The organism is Pseudoxanthomonas sp. UTMC 1351 (assembly GCF_040948865.1).
Classification (GTDB): Bacteria; Pseudomonadota; Gammaproteobacteria; order Xanthomonadales; family Xanthomonadaceae; genus Pseudoxanthomonas_A.
This window is the reverse complement of the sequence record NZ_JAVGJT010000009.1, coordinates 224,739-248,822: the sequence shown is the minus strand read 5'-3', so window position 1 is coordinate 248,822 and position 24,084 is coordinate 224,739. Positions and strand designations below refer to the sequence as shown.

Below are 24,084 nucleotides of genomic sequence, written 5' to 3'. Positions count from 1 at the left end.
AAACCGCCCGTCTGTTGTCGGCGCTGGATTGAAGTACGCTTGCGATCATCCTGAGATGGGGAAGCGAATGAAGACATGGCGTTCGGCATTGTGCGTGGCGGTCCTGGCATCGCTGGCGGGTTGCGGCCAAGGCGAGGACGCTGCATCTCCTCCCGACCAAGCGCCAGTCGCGCGCAGCACATCGCCGTATTGCCCCGCTGACCCGGGAACGGCACCCAATGGGGAAATGACGGCGCAACGGATCAGCGCGGCACAACCGGCCGACGATAAGCCACGGCTGTACGAAGGACCGGTCTGGCGCGAGGGATCGCTGTACTACAGCGACTTCGTCCTCGGCCCACAGTTCCGTTCGCGCATCCAACGCTTTACTCCGCCTGATCGAGTGGAAACGGCGATCATCAACAGCGGCAGCAACGGCCTGGCGCTGGATCCGCAAGGGCGCATCGTCGCGGCCACCCACGACCGCAAAGAACTTTCGCGTTACGACGTCACGCATCGCTCGCGCGAGCGGATCGTCGGCCAGTATCAGAACAACGCGTTCAACTCGCCTAACGATCTGGTCATTGCCCAGGACGGCACGATCTATTTCACCGACCCGGATTTCCAGCGCTCCGCCTCGCTTGGCGGACAGGACCTCACGCGCGTCTATCGCTACGCGGCTGGCGAAGTCAGCGTGGTCGACGACAGCATCGCCAATCCCAATGGCATTGCGCTCTCACCGGCGGGAGATGTGCTGTACGTCGCAGGCGGCGGAGATAACGGCGTGCTACGCGCCTATCCATTGACCAATGGCGTACCTGGAAAAGGCGTCGATCTGACGAAGACATCGGTCCCCGATGGTTTGGCCGTGGATTGCCTGGGTAACCTCTACCTCACCGAGCACAACCAGCGCCGCGTGCGTGTGCTGTCGCCTTCCGGCGCCGAACTGGCAAGCATCAAGGTGGACGCCAATATCACCAACGCCGCCTTCGGCGGACCGGCGATGAAGACGCTCTATCTCACCGGCGCCGGTGCATTGTGGTCGGTGGAGTTGAATGTGGCGGGGTTGCCTTACTGAGGCCGCACTGCAACCACGTAGGTCGGCCCTACTTGGCCGACGCCAGCTGTACAACGGCGTTAGCCATCGGGACACGGCTGTTGATGAGCATTCCTACAGCGTAGCTGGTCAAAGCGCTTCCGCGCTGGCCGCAGTCAGAGCACTGGGTGTCGAGGCAAGAAAATCGCTGGGTCCCGGCTTACGCCGGGATGACGAACTTTCGGGAGTTACATGCAAAGTTCGGATATGAAAAAACCCCGCCGAAGCGGGGTTTTTTTGTTTGCGCCGATGGCGTTTTTAGAACTTGTACTGCATCGAAACACCGAACAGATCGGCGCCGCCGTCGTAAGTGCCAACGAGGCGAGAGCCGCTGGACGACATCAGATCGATTTCCGGATCATCAACCAGGTCCAGCTTGACGTAGCTGGCGTTGATTTCCATCTTGTCGCTCACGTGCCAGGTCGCGCCGATCGAGTACCAGTTGCGGTCCTGATCGGGCATACGCGGCGTGCGGTAAGCGCGTGCCACCGGCGATTCGTCGCGGGCAAAGCCGGCGCGCAGGGTGAACTTGTCGTTGAGCTTGAACTCGCCGCCCAGCGAATAGAACCAGCTGTCGTGCCAGTTGTAGTCTTCTGCGGCATCGGGCTGCAACGGATTGTCGAACTCGATGCGGATTTCCTTCAGCGAATCCCAACCGGTGTGAACGCCTTCGGCCATGATGGCCAGGCGATCAGTCGCCTGGTAGGTGGCACTGAAAGTGTGCGTGGCCGGCAAAGTCAGGTTGGCACCGCCACCGTCGTTGGCGAGATAGACGTTCGAGCCCAACACCGCGCGCACCGAACCGGGGACCTCGAAGGTAGCGTCGCCACGCAGTTCGTGGTCGACTTCCGAACGGTATGCGTAACCCAGCGACAGCTTGTCGGTCGGGCGCAGGTTCAAGCCGGCGATCCAGCCGAAGCTGTTGTCGGTGCCGGAAATGCTCGCCATGCCGTCATTCTTCTGCGGGCCGAACGGAGCAGCGACCGGGTTCGGGGTCACGCACAGCGAGACGGCCACACGGCAGATGCCAGCGCCGAAATCGACAGCATTGGTCAAAGTGACATCGGCGTGTTCATAGATCACGCCCAGGCCCACGGAGAAGCGCTCAGTGACTTCCAACGAAGCCGCCAGCGTCAGGTCGATGATCTTCACGTCGGAATTCACCGCATGGTAGCGGCCAACCCAATCGCGGTCGTATTCGGTCTTCAAACCGAACGGCGCGCTGATCATCGCGCCCAGCGTCAAGTATTCGAAGCCGTCGCTCAGCGGCAGAATGAACGAAGCCGCAGGTACGGCTGCCAGATCACCAGCATCGCCACCGTTGCCGCCAGTCATTGGCTGCTGCAACGGGCTACCCGCCGCCGCGGTGCCGCTACCGTTGAACTTGAAGGACAGGTCGATAGCGGTGACGTCGGCCTGCACCGTCTTTTCGGTGAAGGTGGACATGACGGCCGGGTTATTGGCGACGACCGAGGCATCGCCCATGGCCGATGCGGCGCCAGCCATCGCGCGGCCCTGGGCCTTGACGCTGTTTTCTTTCAGCTGGAAAGCGGCGGCGTGAACCTGGCCGCAGGCCAGTGCGCCGGCAATACCGAGCGCCAGTGCGGAAATCTTGGTGAAGTTTTTAGCAAATTCCATGAATAGTTTCTCCGGAGACGGGGGGCAAATCGCCTGCGTCGCGCTATGGCCGCAGGTGTTGTGTCCACCCGTTAGCCCGCCGGAAACCCCTCCCGACATACGACGCCGTATGCAGTATACCTACTAACCAAACGCTAACAATCGCGCCTCATCACGCGAGCCCTATTCATGAATATGAATACAGCGGTGGGCATATGCGGGATCGACCCGTTACATTGCGCTGGTATGTTCGTTTCCATTCCGTCACGCAAGAAACCGCCCGTCCGCTGGGCGACGCCTGCCCTGTTCGCCGCTTTGTGGATCGCTTTTCTCTGGGCAACAACTCGTTCGCACCAAACCCACGACAGCCTGGTCACCCAGTGGGGCGCGCTGTCCGGCGGCATGGCCTCCCCCGAGGCATGGCTGGCGGCGCTGCGGGAAGGCGCCGCACTTCGGCTGTTCACCGCGCTCTTTCTGCATGCGGACTGGGCGCACTTGCTCGGAAACCTGGTGTTCCTGCTGATCTTCGGACTGCCCGCCGAACGCACGATGGGCCCATGGCGATTCCTGGTGCTCTTCCTGCTGGGGGGCGCGGTGGCGAATCTGGCCGCGGTGTTGACCATTGGCGCGCCGGACCGGGTGATCATCGGCGCCAGCGGCGCCGTGTCGGCAGTCATCGGCGCCTACCTGGCGCTGTTTCCCACCGCCAAATTGGGCGTGGTGCTGCCGCTGGGCTTGTTCCTGGAATTCGTGAAGGCGCCCGCGTCGCTGCTGATCGGCATCTGGGCGCTGCTGCAAGTGTTGTTCGCCTATATCGGCCCTGCCTTCGGCGCGGTCGCCTGGTCGGCACATATCGCGGGATTCCTGTTCGGGGTGATATTCGCCTTGTTCGTCCGCGCCGCCATTGCCAGGCGTTTGCGAAAGCGGCAAGGGTATTGAGGGGAAGTCGCCCGCTGCGCGGGCTGCAAAGAGAGAAGTCGGCCACTACGCGGCCTGCAAATGAGGTGATCGTCTTTACCCTTCGCAGGCGGCACCGCCGCCGACTTATCAGGCCGCACAGCGGCCGACTTCCCACCCCTATAATCCACACATGAAAACCAAGCTCTACAAAATCACCTTCCTCAATCACAGCAAGGTCTACGAGTTGTACGCGCGACAGGTCGCCGCCAGCGGCTTATGGGGATTTACCGAAGTGAGCGAACTGGTGTTCGACCTGCACGACGGCTTGGTGGTGGACCCCACCGAGGAGCGCCTGCGCGACGAGTTCGGCAGCACCAAGGTGTTGCACCTGCCGATGCAAAGCATCATTCGGATAGAAGAAGTAGAACGTAAAGGCCAATCGGTGATTCGCGACGCGGCCACTGGCGAAAAAGTGGTCACCCCGTTCCCGCTGCCGGCCAAGCCCCGCTAAGGATTCCTCTTGCACCGCTCTTGTAGGAGCGGCGTTCCGCCGCGAGCTCTTGTCAGATCGCGACGAAAGCGAAGAGCTCCCGGCGAGACACCGCTCCTACCGATCTGTCCCCAACCAGGACGGCACTCGCAATGCGGTTCAACTCGCCCACTTGGCCGGCAAAAGCGGTCATGCGATTCCCGCTGTCGGCCAAGCCTCGCCAGTGGATTCCTTCTGTCGGAAAAGCCCGGCGTTTCACGATCGCTGAACGATACCGCGCGTAATCCAGCGGCGAGGGGATCCGCTGCTGGATTACCGAGGAATCCGCCATGAAATCGCTACTCGCTTATGCAACCTGGGCTTTGGTGCTGTGTTGCGTTCCTGTGCTGTCGCAAGCCCAGAACATCGCTATTCCATTACGTAGCTTCGAAGAAGTCCCTTCGATCTCGTCAGGTGCGAGCGGCATGTTCCTCGCGCGCATCGCGGACGGCACCATTGCCTATCGGCTCAGCTACGACGGCCTGCAGGGCGAGGTCCGGCAGGCCCATATCCACATCGGGCAGAAAGGCGTCAACGGCGGGGTCAGCGTATTTCTATGCCAGACAGTAGCCAATCCCGATCCCACCGGCTTGGCACCCGTATGCCCGCCATCCGGTGAAGTCACCGGCCTGTTGCTGCCAGCGAACATCATTGGCCCCGCCGGACAAGGCATCACGCCGGGCGAATTTGCCGAACTTGTTACCGCGATCCGCAAAGGCGTTGCCTACGTCAACGTGCATTCGTCGCTGTTTCCCGCCGGCGAGATCCGTGGCCAGCTCGATCGCGGCATGCATTTCTGGCATTGAGTCCGCTTTCCGCTGAAAGAGGTCGAACGCAAAGGTCAATCAGTGATTAGCGACGAGGCGACTGGCGAAAAAGTGGTCACACCGTTTCCGTCGCGGGCCAAGCCTTGCAAAGATTCCCGCGTAGCGTTCTTGTAGGAACGGCGTCTCGCCGCGAGCTCTTTCTGTCAGATCGCGACAAAAGCGAAGAGCTCGCGGCGGGACGCCGCTCCTACAAATGGTGCATCTCGCGATGCGCTCAACGCGCCTGCTTGATGGGCGGGGCGCTGGCGGTGACTTGTTTCTTCAATTCCACCAATGCCGCTTCGATAGGCTTGTCGCCATCCAGCACATCGCCGGCAGCGTAACCTTCCGCGCCTTCATCGTCGCCGCGCAGGTGGCCGGGTAGAACTGCCTCGCTATAGTCGATGATGGTGGCCGGTTGATCGACGCCGTCCGGGTGCAGCACCACGTCGGGAACGATGCCGCTGGCCTGGATCGATTTGCCGCTGGGTGTGTAGTAACGCGCGGTGGTCAGCTTGACCGAATCGCCGTTGTCCAATGGCAACACGGTTTGCACCGAACCCTTGCCGAAGGTGCGGCTGCCGATGACGCGTGCGCGCTGGTTGTCGCGCAGCGCGCCTGCCAACACTTCGGCGGCGCTGGCCGAACCCGCGTCGACCAGCACCACCAATGGCGCGCCGTTCAAACGGTCGCCTGGCGTCGCGTCGAATTTGGAATCACTGATCGAAATCCGGCCGCGCGTGCTGACGATGTTGCCTTTGTCCAACAGATCGTCGGCCACTTGCACCGCCGCCAGCAACAGACCGCCGGGATTGCTGCGCAAGTCCACCACCAGCCCGCGCAACTTGCCGTTGGCCTGCAATTTGTCCAGTTGCGTCTGGAAAGAAGCCGCGGTATCGGTCTGGAAAGCACTGATTCGCACGTAGCCGTAACCCGGCTCCAGCATGCGGCTGCGAACGCTGGCGACGCGAATCGTTTCCCGGGTCAGGCTGACGTCGAACGGCTTGGGTTTGCCTTCGCGCAAGATGGACAGCGTGATCTTCGAACCCGGCTCGCCGCGCAGCGGCGCCATGCCGTCCTTGCTGCTGATCGGCTTGCCGTCGATGGCGACGATGACGTCGCCCGCCTTGATGCCCGCTTTCGCGGCAGGCGTTTCGTCGATCGGCGATACCACCAGCAGCGTGTTGTCCGGTTGCTGCAGCAATTCCACACCGATGCCGTCGTAAGCGCCGCTGGACTGCTCATCGAAAGCGTCGGCGTCTTCCTTGTCGAAATACGTGCTATGTGGATCCAGGTCCAGCAGCAAGCCGCGAATGGCCGAATGCATCAGCTTCTTGTCTTCCACCGGCTCGACGTAGGCTTCCTTGACCGCATTGAACACCGCCACGTAGCGGCGGATTTCTTCCAGTGGCACTTTGGAAGGCGCGGTTTCTGCCGCGTCGGGGTCGTCGCTGGAAGCGACCGCGGGCTCTTCCTCAGTCGGCTGCGGCTGCGGCTGCGGCTGCGGCTGCGATTGCTGCGCGAACGCGGGTGCGCCGGTCAGGGCGATGAGCAAAGCCAAAGTCAAACGCGAACGCATGCGATCACTCCGTGGGGGGTTTCGTCGAGGCTCCATAGGGGTATCCCGCATGGAATGCAGCGACAGCATCGACTCCGCAAAGGGCGCGAAGTTTCATTGGATTATGCGCGAAGCCAGCCGGCGCGGTTGTTCACTGGTGGTTATCCGGGCAGGGCCGTTCAGCGGCGTTGCAGCCACGAACCGGGGTCCACCGGCTGGCCGTTGCGGCGCAATTCGAAATACAGCGCGGGACGCCCTTGCCCGCCGGAACTGCCGACCTTGGATACCGCATCGCCGCGCTTGACCCGATCGCCGGTGTCGCGCAGCAAGCTGTCGTTGTGCGCATACAGGCTCATGTAGCCATTGCCGTGGTCGACGATCAGGATCAGCCCGTAGCCGGTCATCCATTCCGAGAACACCACCGTGCCGTCGGCAACCGCGGTGACCGTGCTGCCTGCCGGTGCCCCGATCAGCACGCCGGAACTGGTGCGCCCATCCGGCATCCTGCCGCCGTAGCGCGCCAGAAGATCGCCGGATACCGGCCAGCCCAGGCCACCGACCTTGAGTGGCGGCGCGGACGCCACCGCTGGCCGCGCGGGACTGCGGGCCGGGCGCGAAGAAGAGCCATCGGCGGACGCCTTTTTACGGGCCTGCGCAGCGGCACGCTTGGCGGCGGCAACGCGTTCGGCTTCCGCACGTTTGGCGGCAGCGCGCAGGTTGGCCAGCAGGCGCTCCAGTGAGCGCGCGTCCTGGCCCAGCGCCTTTTCGCGTTGGCTGCGGTCCTGGTAACGCTCTTCGAGGTCGGCGACCAGGCTTGCGCGTTGCTTGCGGTCTTTTTCCAGCTTCGCCACCTGCAGGCGCAGTTGCCGGTGCGCTTCGTCCAGCTCGGCGCGCCGTGCGGCGATATCGCGCTCCACCGCGTCCAGTGCCTCCAACTCGCTCGCCAGGGCCGATATCTTGGAAGCACGATCGCGTTGCACGTACCGGTGATAAGCCAATGCGCGATTCGCATCGGCCACCCGGTCTTGCGACAGCAACACCTTGAGCGGCGCATCGCTGCCCAACTGATAGGACGCGCGCACCAATGCCGTCAGTTGTTGGCGTTCTCCACCCAGGCGCTGCCGCATGTCGTCGCGCTTGTGTTGCAGTTGGGCCAAAGCGGCTTCTTCACGGCGCAATGCGGTTTCGGTTTCGTTGAGCACACGTGCGGACTTGCCTACCTGCTCATCAGCTTCGCGCAACTTGCGCGACGCTTCCCCGCGTTCGCCTTCCAGTTTGCGGCGTTCTTGCGAGATGGATTTCAGCTCGCCACGCACCCGCTCCAGCTTCTTCTCGGCCTCGCGCTGGTTCTGCGCGGATACTTCGGCCGTCGCGGAGAAAAAGCCCAGCGCCAGCACTAGCGCCAGCACCCAGGTGATCGCACGGAGCGGATATCGGTGCATCAAGTCCCGGCGAACAGACTGCGGCCGGTCATTTCCGCTGGCTGCGGCAGTCCCAGCAGATCGAGCAAGGTTGGCGCCACATCGCGCAATGCACCGCCTTCGCGCAGCGCCGCCTGCTGCCGCTCACCGACATAGACCAGCGGCACCGGACCGACGGTATGCGCGGTATGCGGCTGACCGGTTGCGGGGTCGCGCATCATCTCCAGGTTGCCGTGATCGGCGGTGATGACCAGCGCACCGTGCGCGGCACGCACCGCCGCATCGATCTGGCCGAGCGCCACGTCCACCGCTTGCGCCGCCAGGATACCCGCCTGCAGGTCGCCGCTATGGCCCACCATGTCGGGGTTGGCGATATTGCAGACGATCACGTCGAAACGTCCCGAGCCGATGGCTTCCACCAGCTTGGCGGTGAGTTCGGGGCAGCTCATTTCCGGCTGCAGATCATAGGTGGCCACTTTGGGGCTGGGCACCAGGATGCGCTCTTCGCCGGCGAATGGCTCTTCGCGTCCACCACTGAAGAAGAACGTCACGTGCGCGTATTTTTCAGTTTCGGCGATGCGCAACTGGGTCAGACCGCGCTCGGCCAGCAGTTCGCCCAGCGTGTGGCGCAGGTCGTCCGGACCAAAGGCGACCGAAGCCGGCAGCTTGGCGTCGTATTCGGTCAGGCAGACATAACGGGACAGCTGCGGCCGGCGAGCCTGGAAGCCATCGAACGTCGGCGACACGAATGCTCCGGTGATCTGGCGCGCGCGATCTGCACGGAAATTCATGAACACCACCGCGTCGCCATCGCGCATCGGCTGCGCGCCGGCGATCACGGTCGGCATCACGAACTCATCGTTTTCGCCGCGCGCATAGGCCGCATGCAGGGCAGACAGCGCATCCGGCGCGGTGTACTCGCTGCTGGCTTCGACGATGGCATCCCAAGCCTTGCGCAGGCGGTCCCAGCGCTTGTCGCGGTCCATTGCGTAATAGCGGCCATCGACCGTGGCGATATGCGCATTGCCCGACGCTTCACACAGCGCCTGCAGCGCGCGCAGGCTCGGCTCAGCCGATTTCGGTGGCATGTCGCGGCCGTCGAGGAAGGCATGCACCGCGACGCGTGGCACGCCGCGGCGCTTGGCCAGCTCCAGCATCGCGAAAATGTGGTTCTCGTGGCTGTGCACGCCGCCTGGCGATAGCAGGCCGAACAGATGCAGCGTGCGACCTTCGCCCTTGGCGGCATCACAGGCGGCTACCAGTTCCGCATTGTCGAAGAAGCTGCCGTCCTCGATGGCCGCATCGATGCGGGTCAGGTCCTGGTAGACGATCCGGCCGGCGCCCAGATTCATGTGCCCTACTTCGGAATTGCCCATCTGCCCATCCGGCAGGCCCACATGGCGGCCTTCGGTGTGGATCAACGTGTGCGGGCAGGTGGTCCATAAACGGCGCCAATGCGGGATATCGGCCTGTGCCAGCGCATTGTCCTCCGGGTCTTCGCGATGGCCCCAGCCATCCAGGATCAGCAATACAACGGGCTTGGGACGCGGAGTGGGCAGATCAGATGGGGGCACGGCAGGCTTCCAGTGACTTCAGGCAGGTGACGATTGTAGCCATGCATGGTGCTATGGCGGGGCAATGGCCGGCATACGATATGCCATGACCTTTGGCGACGAGCGGGCCCAAGCGGATCCGCACTAAACCTTGCGTCCGTTCGATGCATCCAATCCACTACCAGCTCCATACTCCAACACTCCACCACCCAGAGGACGACGACCCATGACACGCTACCGCACCGCCCTGCTATTGAGCCTGGCGCTGGCCACGGGCCCCGCACTGGCGCAGCAAGAAATTTCGAAGGTCAACGGCAGCGTCACCGCCGAGGCTGGCCAGACCTACGGCGATCTGGAAACCGTCAACGGCAGCGTCCGCGTTGACACCGGCGCCACGGCCGAAGACGTCAGCACGGTGAATGGCGCCATCGAAGTAGGCGATAAAGCGCGGCTCCAATCGCTCGAAACGGTCAACGGCGGCATCAGGGTGGGCACTGGCGTGCAGGTCCAGGACGGCATCGAAACGGTCAACGGCAGCGTGTTCGTCGATCGCGGCGGCGTCATCGGCAAAGGCGTATCCACCGTCAATGGCGGCATCGGCCTGGTCGCCACGCAGCTAGGCGGCGATATTCATACGGTGAACGGCGATATCACCGTGGGCGTCAATTCGCACGTCAAGGGCGGCATCAAGGTCGAGAAGAACAAGTCCATCCTCCCGATCAAGCTGGGGCGCGACCCGCGCATCATCATCGGCCCGAAGGCGGTGGTCGAAGGTCCGCTGGTGTTCGAACGGCCGGTGACGCTGTATGTGCACCGCAGCGCCAAGACCGGTCCGATCACTGGCGCCACTGCCAAGATCTTCGATACCGATACGGCGCCGACGGAGTAGTGGTCGTAGTGGTAAAGAGGGAAGTCGCGCCGTTGGCGCTGCAAAGAGTAAATAGAAGCGGGCAACCCTTTGCAGGCGGCACCGCCGCCGACTTTCCCCTTTACAGCCTGCGAAGCAGGCGACTTCGCCAGTAATACCAGTAAACCCGGCTAGAATCGGGATTCCCGTGATTGAGGAATCCCGATGTCCCGCAAGCTTCTATGGGCGATCGCCGCCGCTGCCGCGTTGACCGCGTGCAAGCGCGAAGCCACCGAAACCCCGGCCGCCGCGCCAGAACCCGCCACAGCCGCAGAACACACATTCGCTGCCGACATCAACGAGGCCGATTTCACCGAACGGGTGAAAATCCTGGCATCGGATGAATTCGAAGGTCGCGCGCCCGGCTCCGTTGGCGAGGAAAAGACCATCGCCTACCTGGAAGCGCAGATGAAGCTCGTCGGTCTGCAGCCCGGCAACAACGGCAGCTATTTCCAAGACGTGCCGATGGTGGAAACCACCGCCGATCCGAACACCGTGCTGAAGCTGGACGTCGCTGGCCAGCCGCGCGAGCTGAAGTTCGGCACCGATTTCGTCATCGGCACCCGCACCGGTCGGCCGGAAGTGAAGGTCGAGAACAGCGACATGATTTTCGTCGGCTATGGCGTGGACGCACCGGAGCAGCAGTGGAACGACTACGTCGGCCAGGATTGGAAAGGCAAGACGGTGGTGATGTTCGTCAACGACCCAGGCTTCCACAGCGGTGACGAAAAGCTGTTCGACGGCAAGCGCATGACCTATTACGGCCGCTGGACCTACAAGTACGAAGAGGCTGCGCGCAAGGGTGCCGCCGCCGCGCTGATCGTCCATGACACCGCTGGCGCCAGCTACGGCTGGGACGTGGTGAAGAATTCCTGGTCCGGCGCGCAATACGACCTGCCGGCCAAGGACGATCCGGACCCGCGCGTGCCGCTGCAGGGTTGGCTGAGTGCAGAGGCCGCCAAGCAGCTGTTCGCCGATGCGGGCATGGATCTGGATGCCGCATACAAAGCCGCCAACCAGCGCGGCTTCAAGCCGGTGCCGCTGAAGAGCAAATTGTCGGTGGACCTGAAGAGCACCATCACCGAGAAGGCATCGCGCAATGTCATCGGCGTACTGCCGGGTAGCGCTCGTCCGGATGAAGCGGTGATCTACATGGCCCATTGGGACCATCTGGGCAAACACGAAGGCGAGCAAGGCGACAACATCTACAACGGTGCGATCGACAACGCCACCGGCGTAGCGGGCATCCTGGAGATTGCCGAAGCCTTCGCCCACCAGGAACCCAAACCGGAACGCTCGCTGGTGTTCATCGCGGTGACGCTGGAAGAATCCGGTCTGCTGGGTTCCAAATACTACGTCGCTCATCCGACCTTCCCGCTGGAAAAGATCGCCGGCGTGATCAACATCGACGCCATGTCGGTTGCCGGCAAAGCCAAGGACATGACCGTCACCGGTTTCGGTAGTTCCGAGTTGGAAGACATCCTGAAGCCCATCGCCGCCGCTCAGGGCCGCACCCTGCACGGCGAATCGTCGGTGCAAAGCGGCTTCTATTTCCGCTCTGACCATTTCAACTTCGCCAAGGCCGGCGTGCCCGCGCTGTATGCCGATGGCGGCGAAGACCTGGTGGACGGCGGCACGGAAGGCGGCAAGAAAGCCGCGGACGACTACGCCAGGCACTACCACGGCCCCAGCGATGAGTACTACCCGGAAACCTGGAAACTGGACGGCACCATGCTGGATATGGAAGCGCTCTACGGCGTGGGCAAGGAACTGGCCGGCAACGACAAATGGCCGAACTGGTATTCAGGCAATCCGTTCAAGGCCGCCCGCGACAAGATGATGCAGGCCAAGCAACCTGCGGCGGCCAAATAAGCCGCCCGAGGTAAAAAAACGGCGCCGCAAGGCGCCGTTTTTTTCACCTTGTAGGAGCGGCGTCCCGCCGCGAGCTCTTTCCGTCAGATCGCGATGGAAGCGAGAGCTCGCGGCGGGACGCCGCTCCTACAAGACAGACGTTCCAGCCACGCCCGATCGCGCCCTTTCGGCTAGGCTATGCCGCAACCTTCAAGGGAACATCCAATGTCCATCGCCTACTGGTGCATCCTGATCGCGGCCGTGCTGCCCTATATCTGGGTCACCATCGCCAAGCAATCCGGCGAACGCTACAACAACCGCGACCCGCGCGGCTGGCAAACCAAGCAGACCAATCCGCGTTCGCACCGCGCCCATGCCGCGCACCTCAATGGCTTCGAATCTTTCCCCGCGTTGGTCGCCGGCGTGTTGATGGCGCAACTGGCAGGCGTTCCAGGCAGCACCATCAATGCACTGGCCGTCGTATTTGTCGTCGCGCGCGTGCTTCATGGGATTTTCTATATCGGCAACCAGCAAGCTCTGCGCAGCCTGGTTTGGCTGGTTGGCTTCCTGAGTGCACTGGCGCTGATGGTGATGGCGGCGTTGAAGATCGCTTGAACCTAACTTGTAGGAGCGACGCAAGTCGCGAACGGAAATCCAAAGCTTGGGACACGGATTAACGCAGATAAAAACGGATAAAACGTCTTCATCGCTTTATCCGCTTCTTTCCGCGTTAATCCGTGTCGAAAGCTTTGGCTGTTCTTCCGTTCGCGACTCACGCCGCTCCTACATGCTCTGCGTCACCGCAAGGACTCATCCCAGCCAAATAGTACGAACGTCTTCCGAAACTCCACATCCAACGGTGCGGTTACGTCGATGCGATCACCCGTGACTGGATGCGGAAACGCCAGACGCACCGCGTGCAGCAGCATGCGATGCACACCCAGCATTCGAAAATGGCGGTTGTGCCGTCCGTCGCCGTGGCTGGTATCGCCAATCATGTGATGCGAAACGTGCTTCAGATGGCGGCGGATCTGCCGGAAACGACCCGTGTCCGGCCGGCAGCGCAACAAGGCATAGCGCGAAGTTTCGAAACCCACCGACGGCAGCGCCAACTCGCCCGTCGCCAATCGCTGAAAGCGCGTCAGCGCCGGCTTCTTTTCCGGCTTGCCCGGGCCGCCGTCCAACGGATGATCGACGGTGAAGCTCTCTTCCGGCCAACCGCGGCACACGGCCAGGTAGTCCTTCTCCACTTCGCCCGACATCAGTACACGCCCCAGCGTGCTGGCGGCCTCGCGATCGAATGCCAACAGCAGGCAGCCACTGGTGGCGCGGTCCAGGCGATGGATCAGAAAGATGGGCTTTTGGAACTGTTCGCGTAGCCGGTCGGCGGCGAAATCGGTCTCGCCACGCGCAAGCTTGCTGTCATGGACCATCAGGCCCGCGGGCTTGTCGACGACGGCGATCCGGTCGTCCACGTATCGAACGCTGATGCCAGTGTCCACTACTGCATTCATGCAGAAATCCTTTCTAGAAATTTGAGACACTCCATGTGCTGGCTTGCGATGGACGCTGGCTCTGCAATTTTTTGGAGATGCTATGAGAACCTGTTCACGATCTTGCTGCGCTCGGCAGGCGGCCCGCGTGCGGTGCTCGCAATGCTCACGTATTGCACATACGCTGCGCTTGCTGCGCTCCGCCACTAGCCGCCTGCCGTCGCTCGCGACAGACCGTGATCAGGCTCCGAGGTCGTTACCCTTCATTTTCGCACTAAGTCTGGCACTGACGCTGGGCCTGGGCTTCACGCCCGTTTCACCGGCGCAGGCGGCGATACCGAAGGGCATCGGCACTGGCCCGAGTATAGAAGGCATCAGCGAGTACAACCTGCCCAACGGCCTCAAGGTGTTGTTGTTTCCCGACGACACCAAACCCACCGTTACCATCAATCTGGTGTATTCGGTCGGGTCCGTACATGAGAACTACGGTGAGACCGGCATGGCGCACCTGTTGGAGCACCTGGTGTTCAAGGGCACGCCAACGCATGGCGACATCAGCGGCGAGATGAAGAAACGCGGCATCGATTTCAACGCCACCACCTCGCTGGACCGTACCAATTACTTCTCTTCCTTTCCCGCCAACGACGAGACGTTGGCTTGGGTCTTGAGCATGGAAGCCGACCGCATGGTCAATTCCAACATCGCCAAGAAGGACCTGGACAGCGAAATGACGGTGGTGCGCAACGAACTGGAAAGCGGCGAGAACAATCCCGGCGGCGTGTTGTTCCAGCGCATCCGTTCCACCGCGTTTCTCTGGCACAACTACGGCAACTCAACCATCGGCGCACGCTCGGACGTGGAAGGCGTGCCGATCGACCGGCTGCAGGCGTTCTATCGCCAGTGGTATCAGCCGGACAATGCCACCTTGATTGTCGCGGGCCGCATCGATCCGGCGCGTACGCTGGGCATGATCAGCGCGAGTTTCGGCAAGCTCAAGAAGCCCTCGCGCACGCTGCCTCGCTTCTATACGGCCGAACCCCCGCAGGATGGCGAACGTGAAGTCACCGTTCGCCGCGTCGGCGATCTGCGCCTGGTGGCGGCTGCCTACCATATTCCCGCGCTGGCACATCCGGATAGCGCGCCTTTAAGCGTGCTTGCGGAGGTTCTTGGCCATACGCCCGGCGGCCGCCTGCATAAAGCGCTGGTCGAAACCAAGATTGCCGCGGGTACCGGCGCGGGTAGCGAGTCCATGCGCGACCCTGGCCTGCTCAACGTGATCGCGGTGATGCCCAAGGACGGTGATGCGAAGAAGGCGGAAGCGACGCTGTTGGAGCAAGTGGAACAGTTGCGGCAACGCGCCATCACCGCGCAAGAAGTCGAAGAAGCCAAGCAGCGCATCGCCAACGCTTACGATCTGTATTTCACCGACGTCAACGCGGTTGGCATGGGACTGTCGGAGTACCTGGCCGCGGGCGATTGGCGATTGTTGTTCATCAGCCGCGATGCTGTCGAAAAGGTCACCGCCGAAGACGTCAATCGCGTCGCCGCCACTTATCTCAAAGCCAACAACCGCACGCTGGGGCGATTCGTCCCGACCGAGGCGCCGGACCGCGTGATCGTACCGGCGGCGCCGGATCCTGCCGCGCTGGTGGCGGGCTATACCGGTCGCGCCGCAGTGTCGGCAGGCGAGAACTTCGATCCTTCGCCGCAGAATATCCAGGCCAGGACGCAAAGCTTCGTTCTAGGGAACGGTTTGAAGGTGTCGCTGCTGCCCAAGAAAACCCGCGGCGGCACCGTAGTAGTGAGCGCGGAATTCCGCTTCGGCGACGAAGCTGCACTGACGGGTCGCGACCGCGCCGCTTCCATGGTGGGCGCCATGCTGATGCGCGGCAGCAAGACATTCTCGCGCGAGCAGATCGACCAGCGCTTCGAAGCGTTGAAGACCGAAGCCAACATCGGCGGCGGACTGCAAAGTGCCGGAATTTCGATGCACAGCCGCAACGAGCATCTGCGCGATGCGCTGGCGCTGGCGGCCGACGTGCTGCGCCATCCTGTATTTCCGGAAAGCGAGTTCGAGCAGCTACGCTTGCAGGCCATCACCGGGCTGGAAGCGTCGCGCCAGGAACCTGGCAGCGTCGCCGGCCGCGCGCTGGCGCAATACTTCGATCCCTGGCCTGCCGGTCATCCACTGCATGTGCTGAGCCTGGACCAATCGCTGGCCGAGCTGAAGGCGTTGAAGCTCGACGACCTGCGCGCATTCCACCGTGACTTCTATGGCACCGCGGACGGCGAAATCGCCATCGTCGGCGACTTCGATCCGGTGGCCGTCAAGCAGCAGTTGGAAAGCTTGTTCGCCGGCTGGCAATCGCCGCGCGCATACGCACCCATCGATACGCGCTATACCGCCGTGGCAGCCAAACAGGAACGTTTCCCGACGCCAGACAAGCCCAATGCCGTGCTGCTGGCACGGCACAACGTGCCATTGAAGGTGATCGACGCCGATTATCCTGCGTTGGCCGTGGCGAACCGCATCTTTGGCGGCGGCGCGCTGAAATCGCGGTTGGGTGACCGCATCCGGCAGAAGGAAGGCTTGAGCTACGGCATCGCCAGCGGCATCCGCGCCGACGACAGCCGCAGTGGTGAAGACAACGCCGGCCACTTCACCATCCAGGCAATCGCTGCCCCGCAGAACATGGGCAAGGTGGAAGCGGCCGTCCGCGAAGAACTAAGCAAGCTGATCGCCGACGGGATCACCGCGGAAGAGCTGCGCGACGCGGTGTCCGGCATCCTGACCGAACGCCAGCAAGGCCGTGCGGAAGACAGCAGTGTGGCCGACATGCTGGCCGATCAGCTGTACTACGGGCGCACCATGCAGTTCACCGCGGAATTGGATGCCAAGTACCAGGCGCTCACGCTGGAGCAAGTGAATGCGGCCATCCGCAAGCATCTGAAACCCGATCAGCTGAGCGTATTTGTGGCGGGGGATTTCGACAGCGTCGACGCCAGCAAGCCGGCCGCCCCGTCCACAAGCAAATAGACGTTGCCTTGTCCTTGTAGGATCGAGATCCGATGTTGACTGTCAAGCGGTCATGGCGGGAGTGTCGACACAGCATCCTTGTGGGAGTCGCACCGGCATGCCGGTGCGGGTGAGTCGCGACCGGAGACGTCAACGTCGCGACTCACGTCGCTCCCACAAGGACCTCATCCGCGCTCTGGTAGAGCCGAGCTTGCTCGGCTGCTCTTCAATCGGCATGCATAACGCCTAAAGCAGCGGAGCAAGCTCCGCTCTACGACAACACCTTTGATTGCTTAAAAGCCGGCTATTCGTCATCGTCTGCCGTTGCGACGGCCTTATTTACATCGGTACGAAGGCCGCGGGGCGCGCCGTTGCGACGGCCTCGTTGCTACTGACTCGGCGTTGTCGTGGGGCGCAGCTCCGCTCTACAAGATCATTCCCGCGTCAGTGCGTGCAGTATTCGCAAATCTTCATCATCCAGCACATCGGTTTCCATCCCCCGGAAGCGGCGATGGAAGGCACGCACGGTGGCGGCGCGGTCATCCACTGGATAACCCAACAGCCGTAGTGCGGTCCAAGGATCGAAACCGATCGGTGCAGGCGGCGCATCATCCGTCGGCCACACGCCAAATCCCGCTTCGGCCAGTCGCTTCCACGGAAACAACGGGCCTGGGTCCTTCTTGCGTGTAGGCGCGAAATCGGAATGCGCCACGATCTGCGTACGCGGGATGCGCAGCCGCGTGCACAGGTCTTCCAGCAGCACCAGCAGACTATCGATCTGTTCGTTCGGGAATGCGGCCGTGCCGTCGTTGTCCAGTTCGATGCCGATCGACACGGAGTTGACGTCGGTGATGGTGCCCCAATATCCCGCGCCCGCGTGCCATGCGCGTTGGTCGTCGGCGACCAATTGATAGCGATCACCACCGCGGCCGATCAGATAGTGCGCACTGACCGGGCCGCCACTGTTGCGCGAGCGCAAGGTATCCAGACTGCGCTGCACGGATTCCTGCTCGGTGGCGTGGATGACGATCAGGATCGGCCGGCGCGGCTCGTGGTTGCTGGAAGGAACCCAGGTGGCCAGCAGATTGCGCTCCGGTGCGTAGGCGCAGGCGGTGAGCAGCGTCAGCAGCAAGATGCAAAAGAGCTTCTGGAAACCTGTCTGCATGGTGACCTATCCATATCGTGACTGTAGGAGCGGCGTCCCGCCGCGAGCTCTTGCTGCCAGATCACGATGAAAGCGAAGAGCTCGCGCCGAGACGGCGCTCCTACAGGGGTTCTATCAAAATATCCCGTTATCTCCGCGGCCACGCCGCCAGCAGCGCCCAGAGGCCGCCGATACCTGCGATCCACGCCGAGGCCGGCACGGAGAACACGCGTGGTCCGCCGGCTTCCATGCCGTACAGCACCGCCGCGACAATCAACAAGCCGACGCCTAGGACGGCCGCCACCATGCGACGCTGCATGCCTTTCATTATCTGTGCCAGCTCGGCCAGATCCTTCGAGCGCATCGCCAATTCGTGCTTGCCTTGCACCTGCTGGGTCAGCCAGGCGTGTACCAGACGTGGCATATCCGGCGCATGGGTCATGATTTCCGGCAGTCGTTTACGCAGCTCCTGCGCGGCGCGCTGCGGGCTGTAACGTTCCACCAGGATGCGTTCCAGCACCGGCCGGGCTACTGCCCAGATATCCAGTTGCGGGTCCAACTGGCGGCCGACGCCTTCGATATTGAGCAATGTCTTTTGCAGCAGGATGAGTTGCGGCTGCAAGGTCAGCTCATATTTCTGCGCGGTGCGGAACAGCTTCAGCAGCACTTCCGCCAGCGATATTTCCGACAGCGGCCGGGTGAAATAAGGTTCGCAGACCGAACGCGCGGCCGCTTCCAGTTCGTCTATGCGCACGTAAGCAGGCATCCAACCCGCTTCCACGTGCAGCTCGGCGATGCGCCGGTAGTCCTTGTTGAAGATGGCCATGAAATTCTCGGCCAGGTAGTACTGATCTTCCGAAGACAGCTGGCCGGTGATGCCGAAATCCAGCGCGATGAAACGCGGGTTGGATTTGCGCGCCGGGTCGCTGTCCACCCAGATATTGCCGGCATGCGCGTCGGCGTGGAAGAAGTTGTCGCGGAATACCTGGGTGTAGAACACCCGCACACCCTTCGCGGCCAAGGCCGTGCGATCGATGCCGGCCGCATCCAGCGCGGCGATGTCGTCAGACGGAATGCCGTGCACACGCTCGATCGTCAGTGCGCGTTCGGCGCTATGCGACCAGATGATCTCCGGCACGTATAGATCGGGCGAATCTTTCCAGAAGCGCCGCATCACGCTGGCATTGGCGCCTTCGCGTTGCAGATCGAGCTCGGCCGCCAAGGTGGATTCGATCTCCGCGACGATTTCGCGCGGGCGGATCTTGTCCGCGCTGGGATGCGCACGGTCGACCAGTACTGCTACCGATTTGAGCAGCGAGATGTCCGCCGCGATCTGCTTTTCGATGTCTGGGCGCAGCACCTTGACCACCACTTCGCGCCCGCCCGGCAGGACCGCGCCATGCACCTGCGCGATGGAGGCCGAAGCGAGCGGAGTGGTATCGAAGGATTCGAACGCCTCGCTGACCGGGCGCGCCAGCGCCTGCTCCACGATGCATCGCGCAGCCTCGCCATCGAAGGGTTTGACCCGGTCCTGCAGCAGCGAAAGTTCCATCGCCACGTCCGGAGGAATGAGATCGCGGCGTGTCGAAAGAATCTGGCCGAACTTGACGAAGATAGGCCCCAGCTCTTGCAGCGCCAGGCGCAATCTCGCGCCACGCGGCTGTGCGGCGATTTCGACCGAAGCGCGCGGTACGAATGGCCGCCCAAGCTTCAGCCAACGCTCGGCCGGCGTGTCATCCAACAGATCATCCAAACGGTACCTCAGCAGGACCAGACCGATACGGCCGGCGCGCAGTACCGCCCTCATGCGGCACCGTTCGGTGTTGCCAGGCGCTGGATGCGTGCCGCAATGCGCTCGACATCATCCCGCAGCGCATCGACATCATCGTGGAATGCATTGAGCTCTGCGGAGGCCACCACATCGCCCGATTCTTCGGTGACGTATTCGGCGGCGCTTTCTGCCAGGTTGCCGGCCGCCGTTCTGGCCTGCCGCAGTGCATTGCGCGCCGCGTTGGCGATCTGTACGCCCAATATTTCGCCGAACATCGCGGTGAAAGGCTGCTGCCAATCGGGGTCGAAGCGTTCGGCCAATGTCTGCAGCCGGCGGGCCAGTTCCGCGTCGCCGGAAACGCGAACGCGTCCGACTGGGGCACCCTGATCCTTGCGCAGGAACGGCAACTGCGCGAACAACCCGCCCAATGTGCTGCGCACCGCCAGGTCGGGCTCGTCGGCCATGGTGGTGGATCCAGTGCGCGCGGGACCGACCCGCAACTGCCCCGCTTCGACGCTGATCTCCATCGCCAACGCCGGTGCTTCCAGCGTTAGTGCAATGCGCTTGCCATCCAGCGGTTGCAAGGCCGCCTGGGTGTCGGGGTCCAGCGAAAGCGCACGGTTCAACGTCGCCTGGAGCGCGCGACCCGCCAGCGGTTTGAAGGCATCGAAAGGAGAAGGGCTCATAAGCCCCGCATTCTACAAGGCAAACGGCGCCGCCTTGGCTTAGCCGCACCTTGTCATCTTCAGGTGCGGCAACGTCTGGCATCTGGCGGAGTGTAGCTTCGCCGATTCCGCGGGATGCCGGTGACGTTGCCGCTATGGGCCGCTATGGGCTTCTGCCTTACCGAGGCTACGGGACGCTTCGTCCACGCAGCAGGGAAATAATGGCCAGGACCACGAATACGACGAACAGGATCCAGGCGATGTTGCTGGCGGCGCCAGCGATGCCGCTGAATCCGAGTACCGCCGCAATCAGGGCGATAACGAAGAAGATGACGGCGTAACGCAGCATGGGAACTCCCGTGAGAGCGTGCCGGATCGGCGCGATGTCATGGTGGGGAATTCCCGGTCACGGCCGGGTGACGGAGGTGTTTGCTTGAAGTGATTCCTTCAACTTGGTGAGCCCGGCGTTAAACGACACCCGGGGAACGTAGCCGAAATCACGCCGCGCGGGCGCCATGTCGTACCAATGGGAGGTGCTTAGTTGTTCGGCCAGAAAACGGGTCATTGGCGGCTCGCCTTTCAGCGGCAGCACCGTCCACAGTGTTTCGCAGACAACACCTATACGGTAGGCGGCCTTGAAGGACAGCGATTTTTCCACACGCGGTGCGCCGGCCGCATCGAGCAAAGCATTCAGCAGTTCACGCATCGGCAGCGGCTCGCCGTTGGAGATGAAGTACGCTTTGCCCGCGCACGCCGCACCCGGCGCTAGATGATCGAACGCATCGAAATGCGCTTGCGCCGCGTTGTCTATGTAAGTGGTGTCGACCAAATTATTGCCGTCGCCAACGACACGCAAGCGACCGGCCTCGGCACGCTCGACCAGGCGCGGCAGGATCTGATGATCGCCGGGTCCCCAGATAAGCCGCGGTCGCAAGGCTACCGTGGCGAGATTGGCATCGTTCGCGGCGAGCACTGCTTTTTCCGCGATAGCCTTGGTGGTCGCGTACGGCGCTTTGAAATCTTCCCCATAAGGAACGGTGTCGGCGGTGCCGCCTTCCACCGGGTGAGTGGCACGATGAGTGACGCTGGGGGTGGAGGTATAGACCAGCTTGCCGATGCCGTGCGTACGGCACGCAGCCAGCACATTTTCCGTGCCAACCACGTTCGCTTGGTGGTAGCTCTTGTAGCTGCCCCAGGCGCCCGCCTTGGCCGCATTGTGAAAAATCGCGTCGACGCCCTGCGCCGCATGCATGACCGCATGCGCATCGGCGAGATCGCCTTGCACTTGGCCCACGCCCCAATCACTCAACACCGGGTAATGGCCTCGATTGAAGCTGATGACGCGGTGGCCGCGTTCCACCAAACCGCGACAGAGTGCCTGGCCCAGGAAACCGCCACCGCCAGTGACCAGTATTTTCATGTTTTGTTGCCTTTGCTGTTGTCCCCCTCCCTTGCGCGTAGCGCAGGGGAGGGTTGGGGTGGGGTGCCGTTGCTTTGGCTTTGGCTTTGGCTTTGGCTTTGGCTTTTGCCGTCGCTGCTGATCGATATCAATGCCCCCAGAATGTCTTCAAGCACAGCCTCTGTCTGTACAAGCGCATCGTTGTTCCAATAACGCAACACGTGATAGCCATTCGCTTGCAACACACCAGTCCGGCGCTCGTCATATGCGATCTGATCATAGTGCTGTCCACCGTCGAGCTCGATGATCAACTTCGCCTCTGGGCAAAGGAAGTCGGCAATGTAACCGGCAATCGGGACTTGCCGTCGGAACTTGAAACCTGCCAGTTGCTTCAAGCGCAGGCGCTGCCACAGATGATTCTCAGCTTCCGTTGCCGCGTTACGCAGTTCTCGGGCTCTGCGGCGCAGATCATCCATGGCGTGTCGATCTCCCTTTATGGCTGCTATTGCGTTGCAAGATGGAGCAAAGGCAGAAGCAAGAGCAAGAGCACCCCTCCCCGGCCCTCCCCTGCGCTGCGCGCAAGGGAGGGAGAAGAGCGCGGTTCTTATCCATCCGTTTGCTTTTGCGCCCAGACCGCCAGTTTCTCGCGGCCAATCTTGGCATTGTGGCGAATGTCCACTGGAAAGCCCGGATGGCGAAGAAAAGTATCGATACCCACGGTATGCGAATGGCGCGCCGCATGTGCACGTAGCTCCGCTTCGATGCCGGCTTGCGCACCAACGGGAGCGCCGGCTTCAAGTTCGTAGCACAGCACAGGCCGCTGCCGGCCCGATTCGCCTACACCCACCAACGCGGTACGGCGAACATATGGCACGGTGTTGAACACCGGCTCCACCTGCTCGGTATATAGCGGGCCATCGGCGGTTTCCACCCGCTGCGTCTTGCGTCCGCAAAACCACAACCGACCTTCGCTATCGAAATAGCCCACGTCGCCCATGCGGTGGACGATGCGTTCGCTGCCGTCGGCGAGGCGTTCGCGGATCTTGGCCGCGCGGGTGGCGGCGTCGCGATTGAAGTAGCTGTCGGTGGCGGTCGGCCCGGCAACGGTGATCTCGCCGACCTCGCCTTGCGGAACCACATCATGATCCGACCAGTCAGGAATCGGCGCATCGACGATACGGATAATGCGAACCTCGTTGGACGGCACCGGCCGGCCCACACAGGTGCCGGCGCCCTGCTCGGTCGCCTGGCGCGTGCTCTGCAACTCGCGCCCTTCGATCACCGCCACCGGCAGGCATTCGGTCGCGCCGTACGGGGTCCAGAATTGCGCCGTTTCCGGCAGCAGCCTGCGCATTTTCGCCACTACCTCGGGCGGCACGGGTGCACCGGCCGAGGTCACACGCTGCACACCAGGCAGCGGCTCGCCGTGGTCGGCCAGCACTCGCATCAGGGCCGGCGAACCGAACAGCTGGGTAACGCCGAACTGGCGGATCGCGGCGTGCAGTTTGCGCGGGTCGGCACTGGCCGGCCGCGTGGGATCCATGTCGGGAATGACCGATGTCAGACCCAGCGCCGGATCGAACAGGGCGAAGGGCGGAAAGGTCGGCAAGTCCACACCGCCCGGCTGCATGCCAAAGGCTTCGCGCAGCAGTTCGATCTGCGCGACAAAATGCCGATGGCGGTACACCACACCCTTCGGCACGCCGGTCGAGCCACTGGTAAAGAGAATGCCGGCGACTTCATCGGGTTGAGTGTCGGCCAACTGCGCACGGGCACCGGCGCCATCGCGTTCGATCTGCGCCAGCGTGGTACCGCCCCAGCCGAACCTGCGGCCGACCGTCACCACTCGCTTGGCGCTACGCGCCCACCCCAGCAGCAAACGCGCGACATGAGCCAGCGGAATGCCGATGAACGCTTCCGGCTGCGCTTCATCCAGGCATTGCTTCAGCGCGCGTTTCTCGATGCCCGGGTCCACCAGCACCGGCACCGCACCTATCTTGAACAGCGCGAACATCACCAGGAAGAACTCCGCTGTGGGCCGCACCATCACCACCGTGCGTACACCGCGGGCAATGCCGTATCGGCTTAAACCCGCTGCAATCGCATCGCTGCGCGCGTCCAGCTCGGCATAGGTCAGCGCGGAGTCGTATTGACCGCTGCCGTTGGGGCAATGGATGGCGACTTGCGTCGGACGCTCCTGGGCGAGTCGCGGCAGGCTGGCGGCAATGTTGCAGGTTTCGTTCATCCCGCCATTGTCGCCGCTAGACCCCGCTTGCGTCAGCCGCGCCCCGATAGCCGCTCGGTGTGCAGAATGAAGAACGCGCCGCAGCGCGTCCGGATGGCGAACAGTAGGTTTCACTCTGGGGTACACGGTCACGA

The 24,084-nt window shown here is 62.6% G+C and carries 19 protein-coding genes and 1 pseudogene; 8 read left to right on the top strand and 12 right to left on the bottom strand.

Annotated elements, in window-relative coordinates; translation table 11 throughout:
- Window positions 1-67: 67 nt before the first annotated feature.
- Window positions 68-1,057 carry an SMP-30/gluconolactonase/LRE family protein gene (locus AB6O04_RS08330; RefSeq protein ID WP_368563381.1) on the top strand — a complete coding sequence of 330 codons (990 nt, stop codon included), beginning with the start codon at window positions 68-70 and terminating at the stop codon, window positions 1,055-1,057.
- A 276-nt stretch (window positions 1,058-1,333) separates the two neighbouring features.
- Here AB6O04_RS08330 and AB6O04_RS08325 read toward each other — a convergent pair whose 3' ends face one another.
- Window positions 1,334-2,713: an OmpP1/FadL family transporter gene (locus AB6O04_RS08325; RefSeq protein WP_368563380.1), complete on the bottom strand. Its 1,380-nt coding sequence runs from the start codon at window positions 2,711-2,713 to the stop codon at window positions 1,334-1,336.
- Between the two features lie 225 nt (window positions 2,714-2,938).
- Here AB6O04_RS08325 and AB6O04_RS08320 point away from each other — a divergent pair, with 225 nt between their 5' ends.
- From AB6O04_RS08320 to AB6O04_RS08310, 3 genes are all read left to right on the top strand, one after another.
- Window positions 2,939-3,631, top strand: a complete 693-nt coding sequence (locus tag AB6O04_RS08320) for a rhomboid family intramembrane serine protease (protein ID WP_368563428.1) — start codon at window positions 2,939-2,941, stop codon at window positions 3,629-3,631.
- A 151-nt stretch (window positions 3,632-3,782) separates the two neighbouring features.
- Window positions 3,783-4,103: a DUF1820 family protein gene (locus AB6O04_RS08315; RefSeq protein WP_368563379.1), complete on the top strand. Its 321-nt coding sequence runs from the start codon at window positions 3,783-3,785 to the stop codon at window positions 4,101-4,103.
- A gap of 308 nt (window positions 4,104-4,411) precedes the next feature.
- Window positions 4,412-4,927 (top strand): CHRD domain-containing protein, encoded by a 516-nt coding sequence (locus tag AB6O04_RS08310; protein ID WP_368563378.1) that lies wholly within the window; start codon window positions 4,412-4,414, stop codon window positions 4,925-4,927.
- 277 nt (window positions 4,928-5,204) lie between these two features.
- Here AB6O04_RS08310 and AB6O04_RS08305 read toward each other — a convergent pair.
- The 3 genes and pseudogenes from AB6O04_RS08305 to gpmI all read right to left on the bottom strand — a co-directional run.
- Window positions 5,205-6,506 (bottom strand): annotated as a pseudogene (locus tag AB6O04_RS08305) (S41 family peptidase); the annotation flags it as partial.
- 158 nt (window positions 6,507-6,664) lie between these two features.
- Entirely contained in the window at window positions 6,665-7,927 is a 1,263-nt protein-coding gene (locus AB6O04_RS08300) for a murein hydrolase activator EnvC (protein ID WP_368563377.1), read from the bottom strand.
- Window positions 7,927-9,480 carry a 2,3-bisphosphoglycerate-independent phosphoglycerate mutase gene (gene gpmI, locus AB6O04_RS08295; RefSeq protein WP_368563376.1) on the bottom strand — a complete coding sequence of 518 codons (1,554 nt, stop codon included), beginning with the start codon at window positions 9,478-9,480 and terminating at the stop codon, window positions 7,927-7,929. The genes AB6O04_RS08300 and gpmI overlap by 1 nt, the downstream gene beginning before the upstream one ends.
- Window positions 9,481-9,685: 205 nt before the next feature.
- Between gpmI and AB6O04_RS08290 the strand changes: the two genes are divergently transcribed.
- The 3 genes from AB6O04_RS08290 (at window position 9,686) to AB6O04_RS08280 (ending at window position 12,832) form a co-directional block, all read left to right on the top strand.
- The gene (locus tag AB6O04_RS08290; RefSeq protein ID WP_368563375.1) at window positions 9,686-10,348 is read left to right on the top strand and encodes a hypothetical protein; all 663 of its coding nucleotides are present in this window, start codon (window positions 9,686-9,688) and stop codon (window positions 10,346-10,348) included.
- A gap of 183 nt (window positions 10,349-10,531) precedes the next feature.
- On the top strand, window positions 10,532-12,238 hold the full coding sequence (locus AB6O04_RS08285; RefSeq protein WP_368563374.1) for a M28 family metallopeptidase: 1,707 nt from the start codon (window positions 10,532-10,534) through the stop codon (window positions 12,236-12,238).
- 204 nt (window positions 12,239-12,442) lie between these two features.
- Window positions 12,443-12,832 carry an MAPEG family protein gene (locus AB6O04_RS08280; RefSeq protein ID WP_368563373.1) on the top strand — a complete coding sequence of 130 codons (390 nt, stop codon included), beginning with the start codon at window positions 12,443-12,445 and terminating at the stop codon, window positions 12,830-12,832.
- 182 nt (window positions 12,833-13,014) lie between these two features.
- On the opposite strand, the gene AB6O04_RS08275 is transcribed toward AB6O04_RS08280, so the two are convergent.
- Window positions 13,015-13,731, bottom strand: a complete 717-nt coding sequence (locus tag AB6O04_RS08275; RefSeq protein ID WP_368563372.1) for a pseudouridine synthase — start codon at window positions 13,729-13,731, stop codon at window positions 13,015-13,017.
- Between the two features lie 169 nt (window positions 13,732-13,900).
- On the opposite strand from AB6O04_RS08275, the gene AB6O04_RS08270 reads away from it, so the two are divergent.
- Complete coding sequence (locus tag AB6O04_RS08270) at window positions 13,901-16,747, top strand: M16 family metallopeptidase (RefSeq protein ID WP_368563371.1); 2,847 nt, start codon at window positions 13,901-13,903, stop codon at window positions 16,745-16,747.
- A gap of 412 nt (window positions 16,748-17,159) precedes the next feature.
- Here AB6O04_RS08270 and AB6O04_RS08265 read toward each other — a convergent pair whose 3' ends face one another.
- The 7 genes from AB6O04_RS08265 to oleC all read right to left on the bottom strand — a co-directional run bounded on the left by AB6O04_RS08265 (window position 17,160) and on the right by oleC (window position 23,950).
- Window positions 17,160-17,891 (bottom strand): N-acetylmuramoyl-L-alanine amidase, encoded by a 732-nt coding sequence (locus tag AB6O04_RS08265; protein WP_368563370.1) that lies wholly within the window; start codon window positions 17,889-17,891, stop codon window positions 17,160-17,162.
- Window positions 17,892-18,018: 127 nt separating this feature from the next.
- Window positions 18,019-19,677, bottom strand: coding sequence for a ubiquinone biosynthesis regulatory protein kinase UbiB (gene ubiB, locus AB6O04_RS08260; protein WP_368563369.1), 1,659 nt, complete (start codon window positions 19,675-19,677; stop codon window positions 18,019-18,021).
- Entirely contained in the window at window positions 19,674-20,327 is a 654-nt protein-coding gene (locus AB6O04_RS08255) for an SCP2 domain-containing protein (protein WP_368563368.1), read from the bottom strand. Before AB6O04_RS08255 ends, ubiB begins: the two co-directional genes overlap by 4 nt.
- A 166-nt stretch (window positions 20,328-20,493) precedes the next feature.
- Window positions 20,494-20,655 (bottom strand): DUF1328 domain-containing protein, encoded by a 162-nt coding sequence (locus AB6O04_RS08250; RefSeq protein ID WP_337343492.1) that lies wholly within the window; start codon window positions 20,653-20,655, stop codon window positions 20,494-20,496.
- 57 nt (window positions 20,656-20,712) lie between these two features.
- Window positions 20,713-21,726, bottom strand: coding sequence for a 2-alkyl-3-oxoalkanoate reductase (gene oleD / locus AB6O04_RS08245; protein WP_368563367.1), 1,014 nt, complete (start codon window positions 21,724-21,726; stop codon window positions 20,713-20,715).
- Window positions 21,723-22,181 carry an endonuclease domain-containing protein gene (locus AB6O04_RS08240; protein ID WP_368563366.1) on the bottom strand — a complete coding sequence of 153 codons (459 nt, stop codon included), beginning with the start codon at window positions 22,179-22,181 and terminating at the stop codon, window positions 21,723-21,725. Before AB6O04_RS08240 ends, oleD begins: the two co-directional genes overlap by 4 nt.
- A gap of 128 nt (window positions 22,182-22,309) precedes the next feature.
- Window positions 22,310-23,950, bottom strand: a complete 1,641-nt coding sequence (gene oleC, locus AB6O04_RS08235) for an olefin beta-lactone synthetase (protein ID WP_368563365.1) — start codon at window positions 23,948-23,950, stop codon at window positions 22,310-22,312.
- Between the last annotated feature and the right edge of the window lie 134 nt (window positions 23,951-24,084).

What these genes read in the sequence shown, in the direction of transcription:
- oleD (WP_368563367.1), bottom strand. Translation starts at nt 21,726, where the DNA reads ATGAAAATACTGGTCACTGGCGGTGGCGGTTTCCTGGGCCAGGCACTC.
- AB6O04_RS08285 (WP_368563374.1), top strand. Translation starts at nt 10,532, where the DNA reads ATGTCCCGCAAGCTTCTATGGGCGATCGCCGCCGCTGCCGCGTTGACC.
- AB6O04_RS08300 (WP_368563377.1), bottom strand. Translation starts at nt 7,927, where the DNA reads ATGCACCGATATCCGCTCCGTGCGATCACCTGGGTGCTGGCGCTAGTG.
- AB6O04_RS08330 (WP_368563381.1), top strand. Translation starts at nt 68, where the DNA reads ATGAAGACATGGCGTTCGGCATTGTGCGTGGCGGTCCTGGCATCGCTG.
- AB6O04_RS08325 (WP_368563380.1), bottom strand. Translation starts at nt 2,713, where the DNA reads ATGGAATTTGCTAAAAACTTCACCAAGATTTCCGCACTGGCGCTCGGT.
- oleC (WP_368563365.1), bottom strand. Translation starts at nt 23,950, where the DNA reads ATGAACGAAACCTGCAACATTGCCGCCAGCCTGCCGCGACTCGCCCAG.
- AB6O04_RS08255 (WP_368563368.1), bottom strand. Translation starts at nt 20,327, where the DNA reads ATGAGCCCTTCTCCTTTCGATGCCTTCAAACCGCTGGCGGGTCGCGCG.
- AB6O04_RS08265 (WP_368563370.1), bottom strand. Translation starts at nt 17,891, where the DNA reads ATGCAGACAGGTTTCCAGAAGCTCTTTTGCATCTTGCTGCTGACGCTG.
- ubiB (WP_368563369.1), bottom strand. Translation starts at nt 19,677, where the DNA reads ATGAGGGCGGTACTGCGCGCCGGCCGTATCGGTCTGGTCCTGCTGAGG.
- AB6O04_RS08275 (WP_368563372.1), bottom strand. Translation starts at nt 13,731, where the DNA reads ATGAATGCAGTAGTGGACACTGGCATCAGCGTTCGATACGTGGACGAC.
- AB6O04_RS08315 (WP_368563379.1), top strand. Translation starts at nt 3,783, where the DNA reads ATGAAAACCAAGCTCTACAAAATCACCTTCCTCAATCACAGCAAGGTC.
- AB6O04_RS08290 (WP_368563375.1), top strand. Translation starts at nt 9,686, where the DNA reads ATGACACGCTACCGCACCGCCCTGCTATTGAGCCTGGCGCTGGCCACG.
- AB6O04_RS08250 (WP_337343492.1), bottom strand. Translation starts at nt 20,655, where the DNA reads ATGCTGCGTTACGCCGTCATCTTCTTCGTTATCGCCCTGATTGCGGCG.
- AB6O04_RS08240 (WP_368563366.1), bottom strand. Translation starts at nt 22,181, where the DNA reads ATGGATGATCTGCGCCGCAGAGCCCGAGAACTGCGTAACGCGGCAACG.
- AB6O04_RS08310 (WP_368563378.1), top strand. Translation starts at nt 4,412, where the DNA reads ATGAAATCGCTACTCGCTTATGCAACCTGGGCTTTGGTGCTGTGTTGC.
- AB6O04_RS08280 (WP_368563373.1), top strand. Translation starts at nt 12,443, where the DNA reads ATGTCCATCGCCTACTGGTGCATCCTGATCGCGGCCGTGCTGCCCTAT.
- AB6O04_RS08320 (WP_368563428.1), top strand. Translation starts at nt 2,939, where the DNA reads ATGTTCGTTTCCATTCCGTCACGCAAGAAACCGCCCGTCCGCTGGGCG.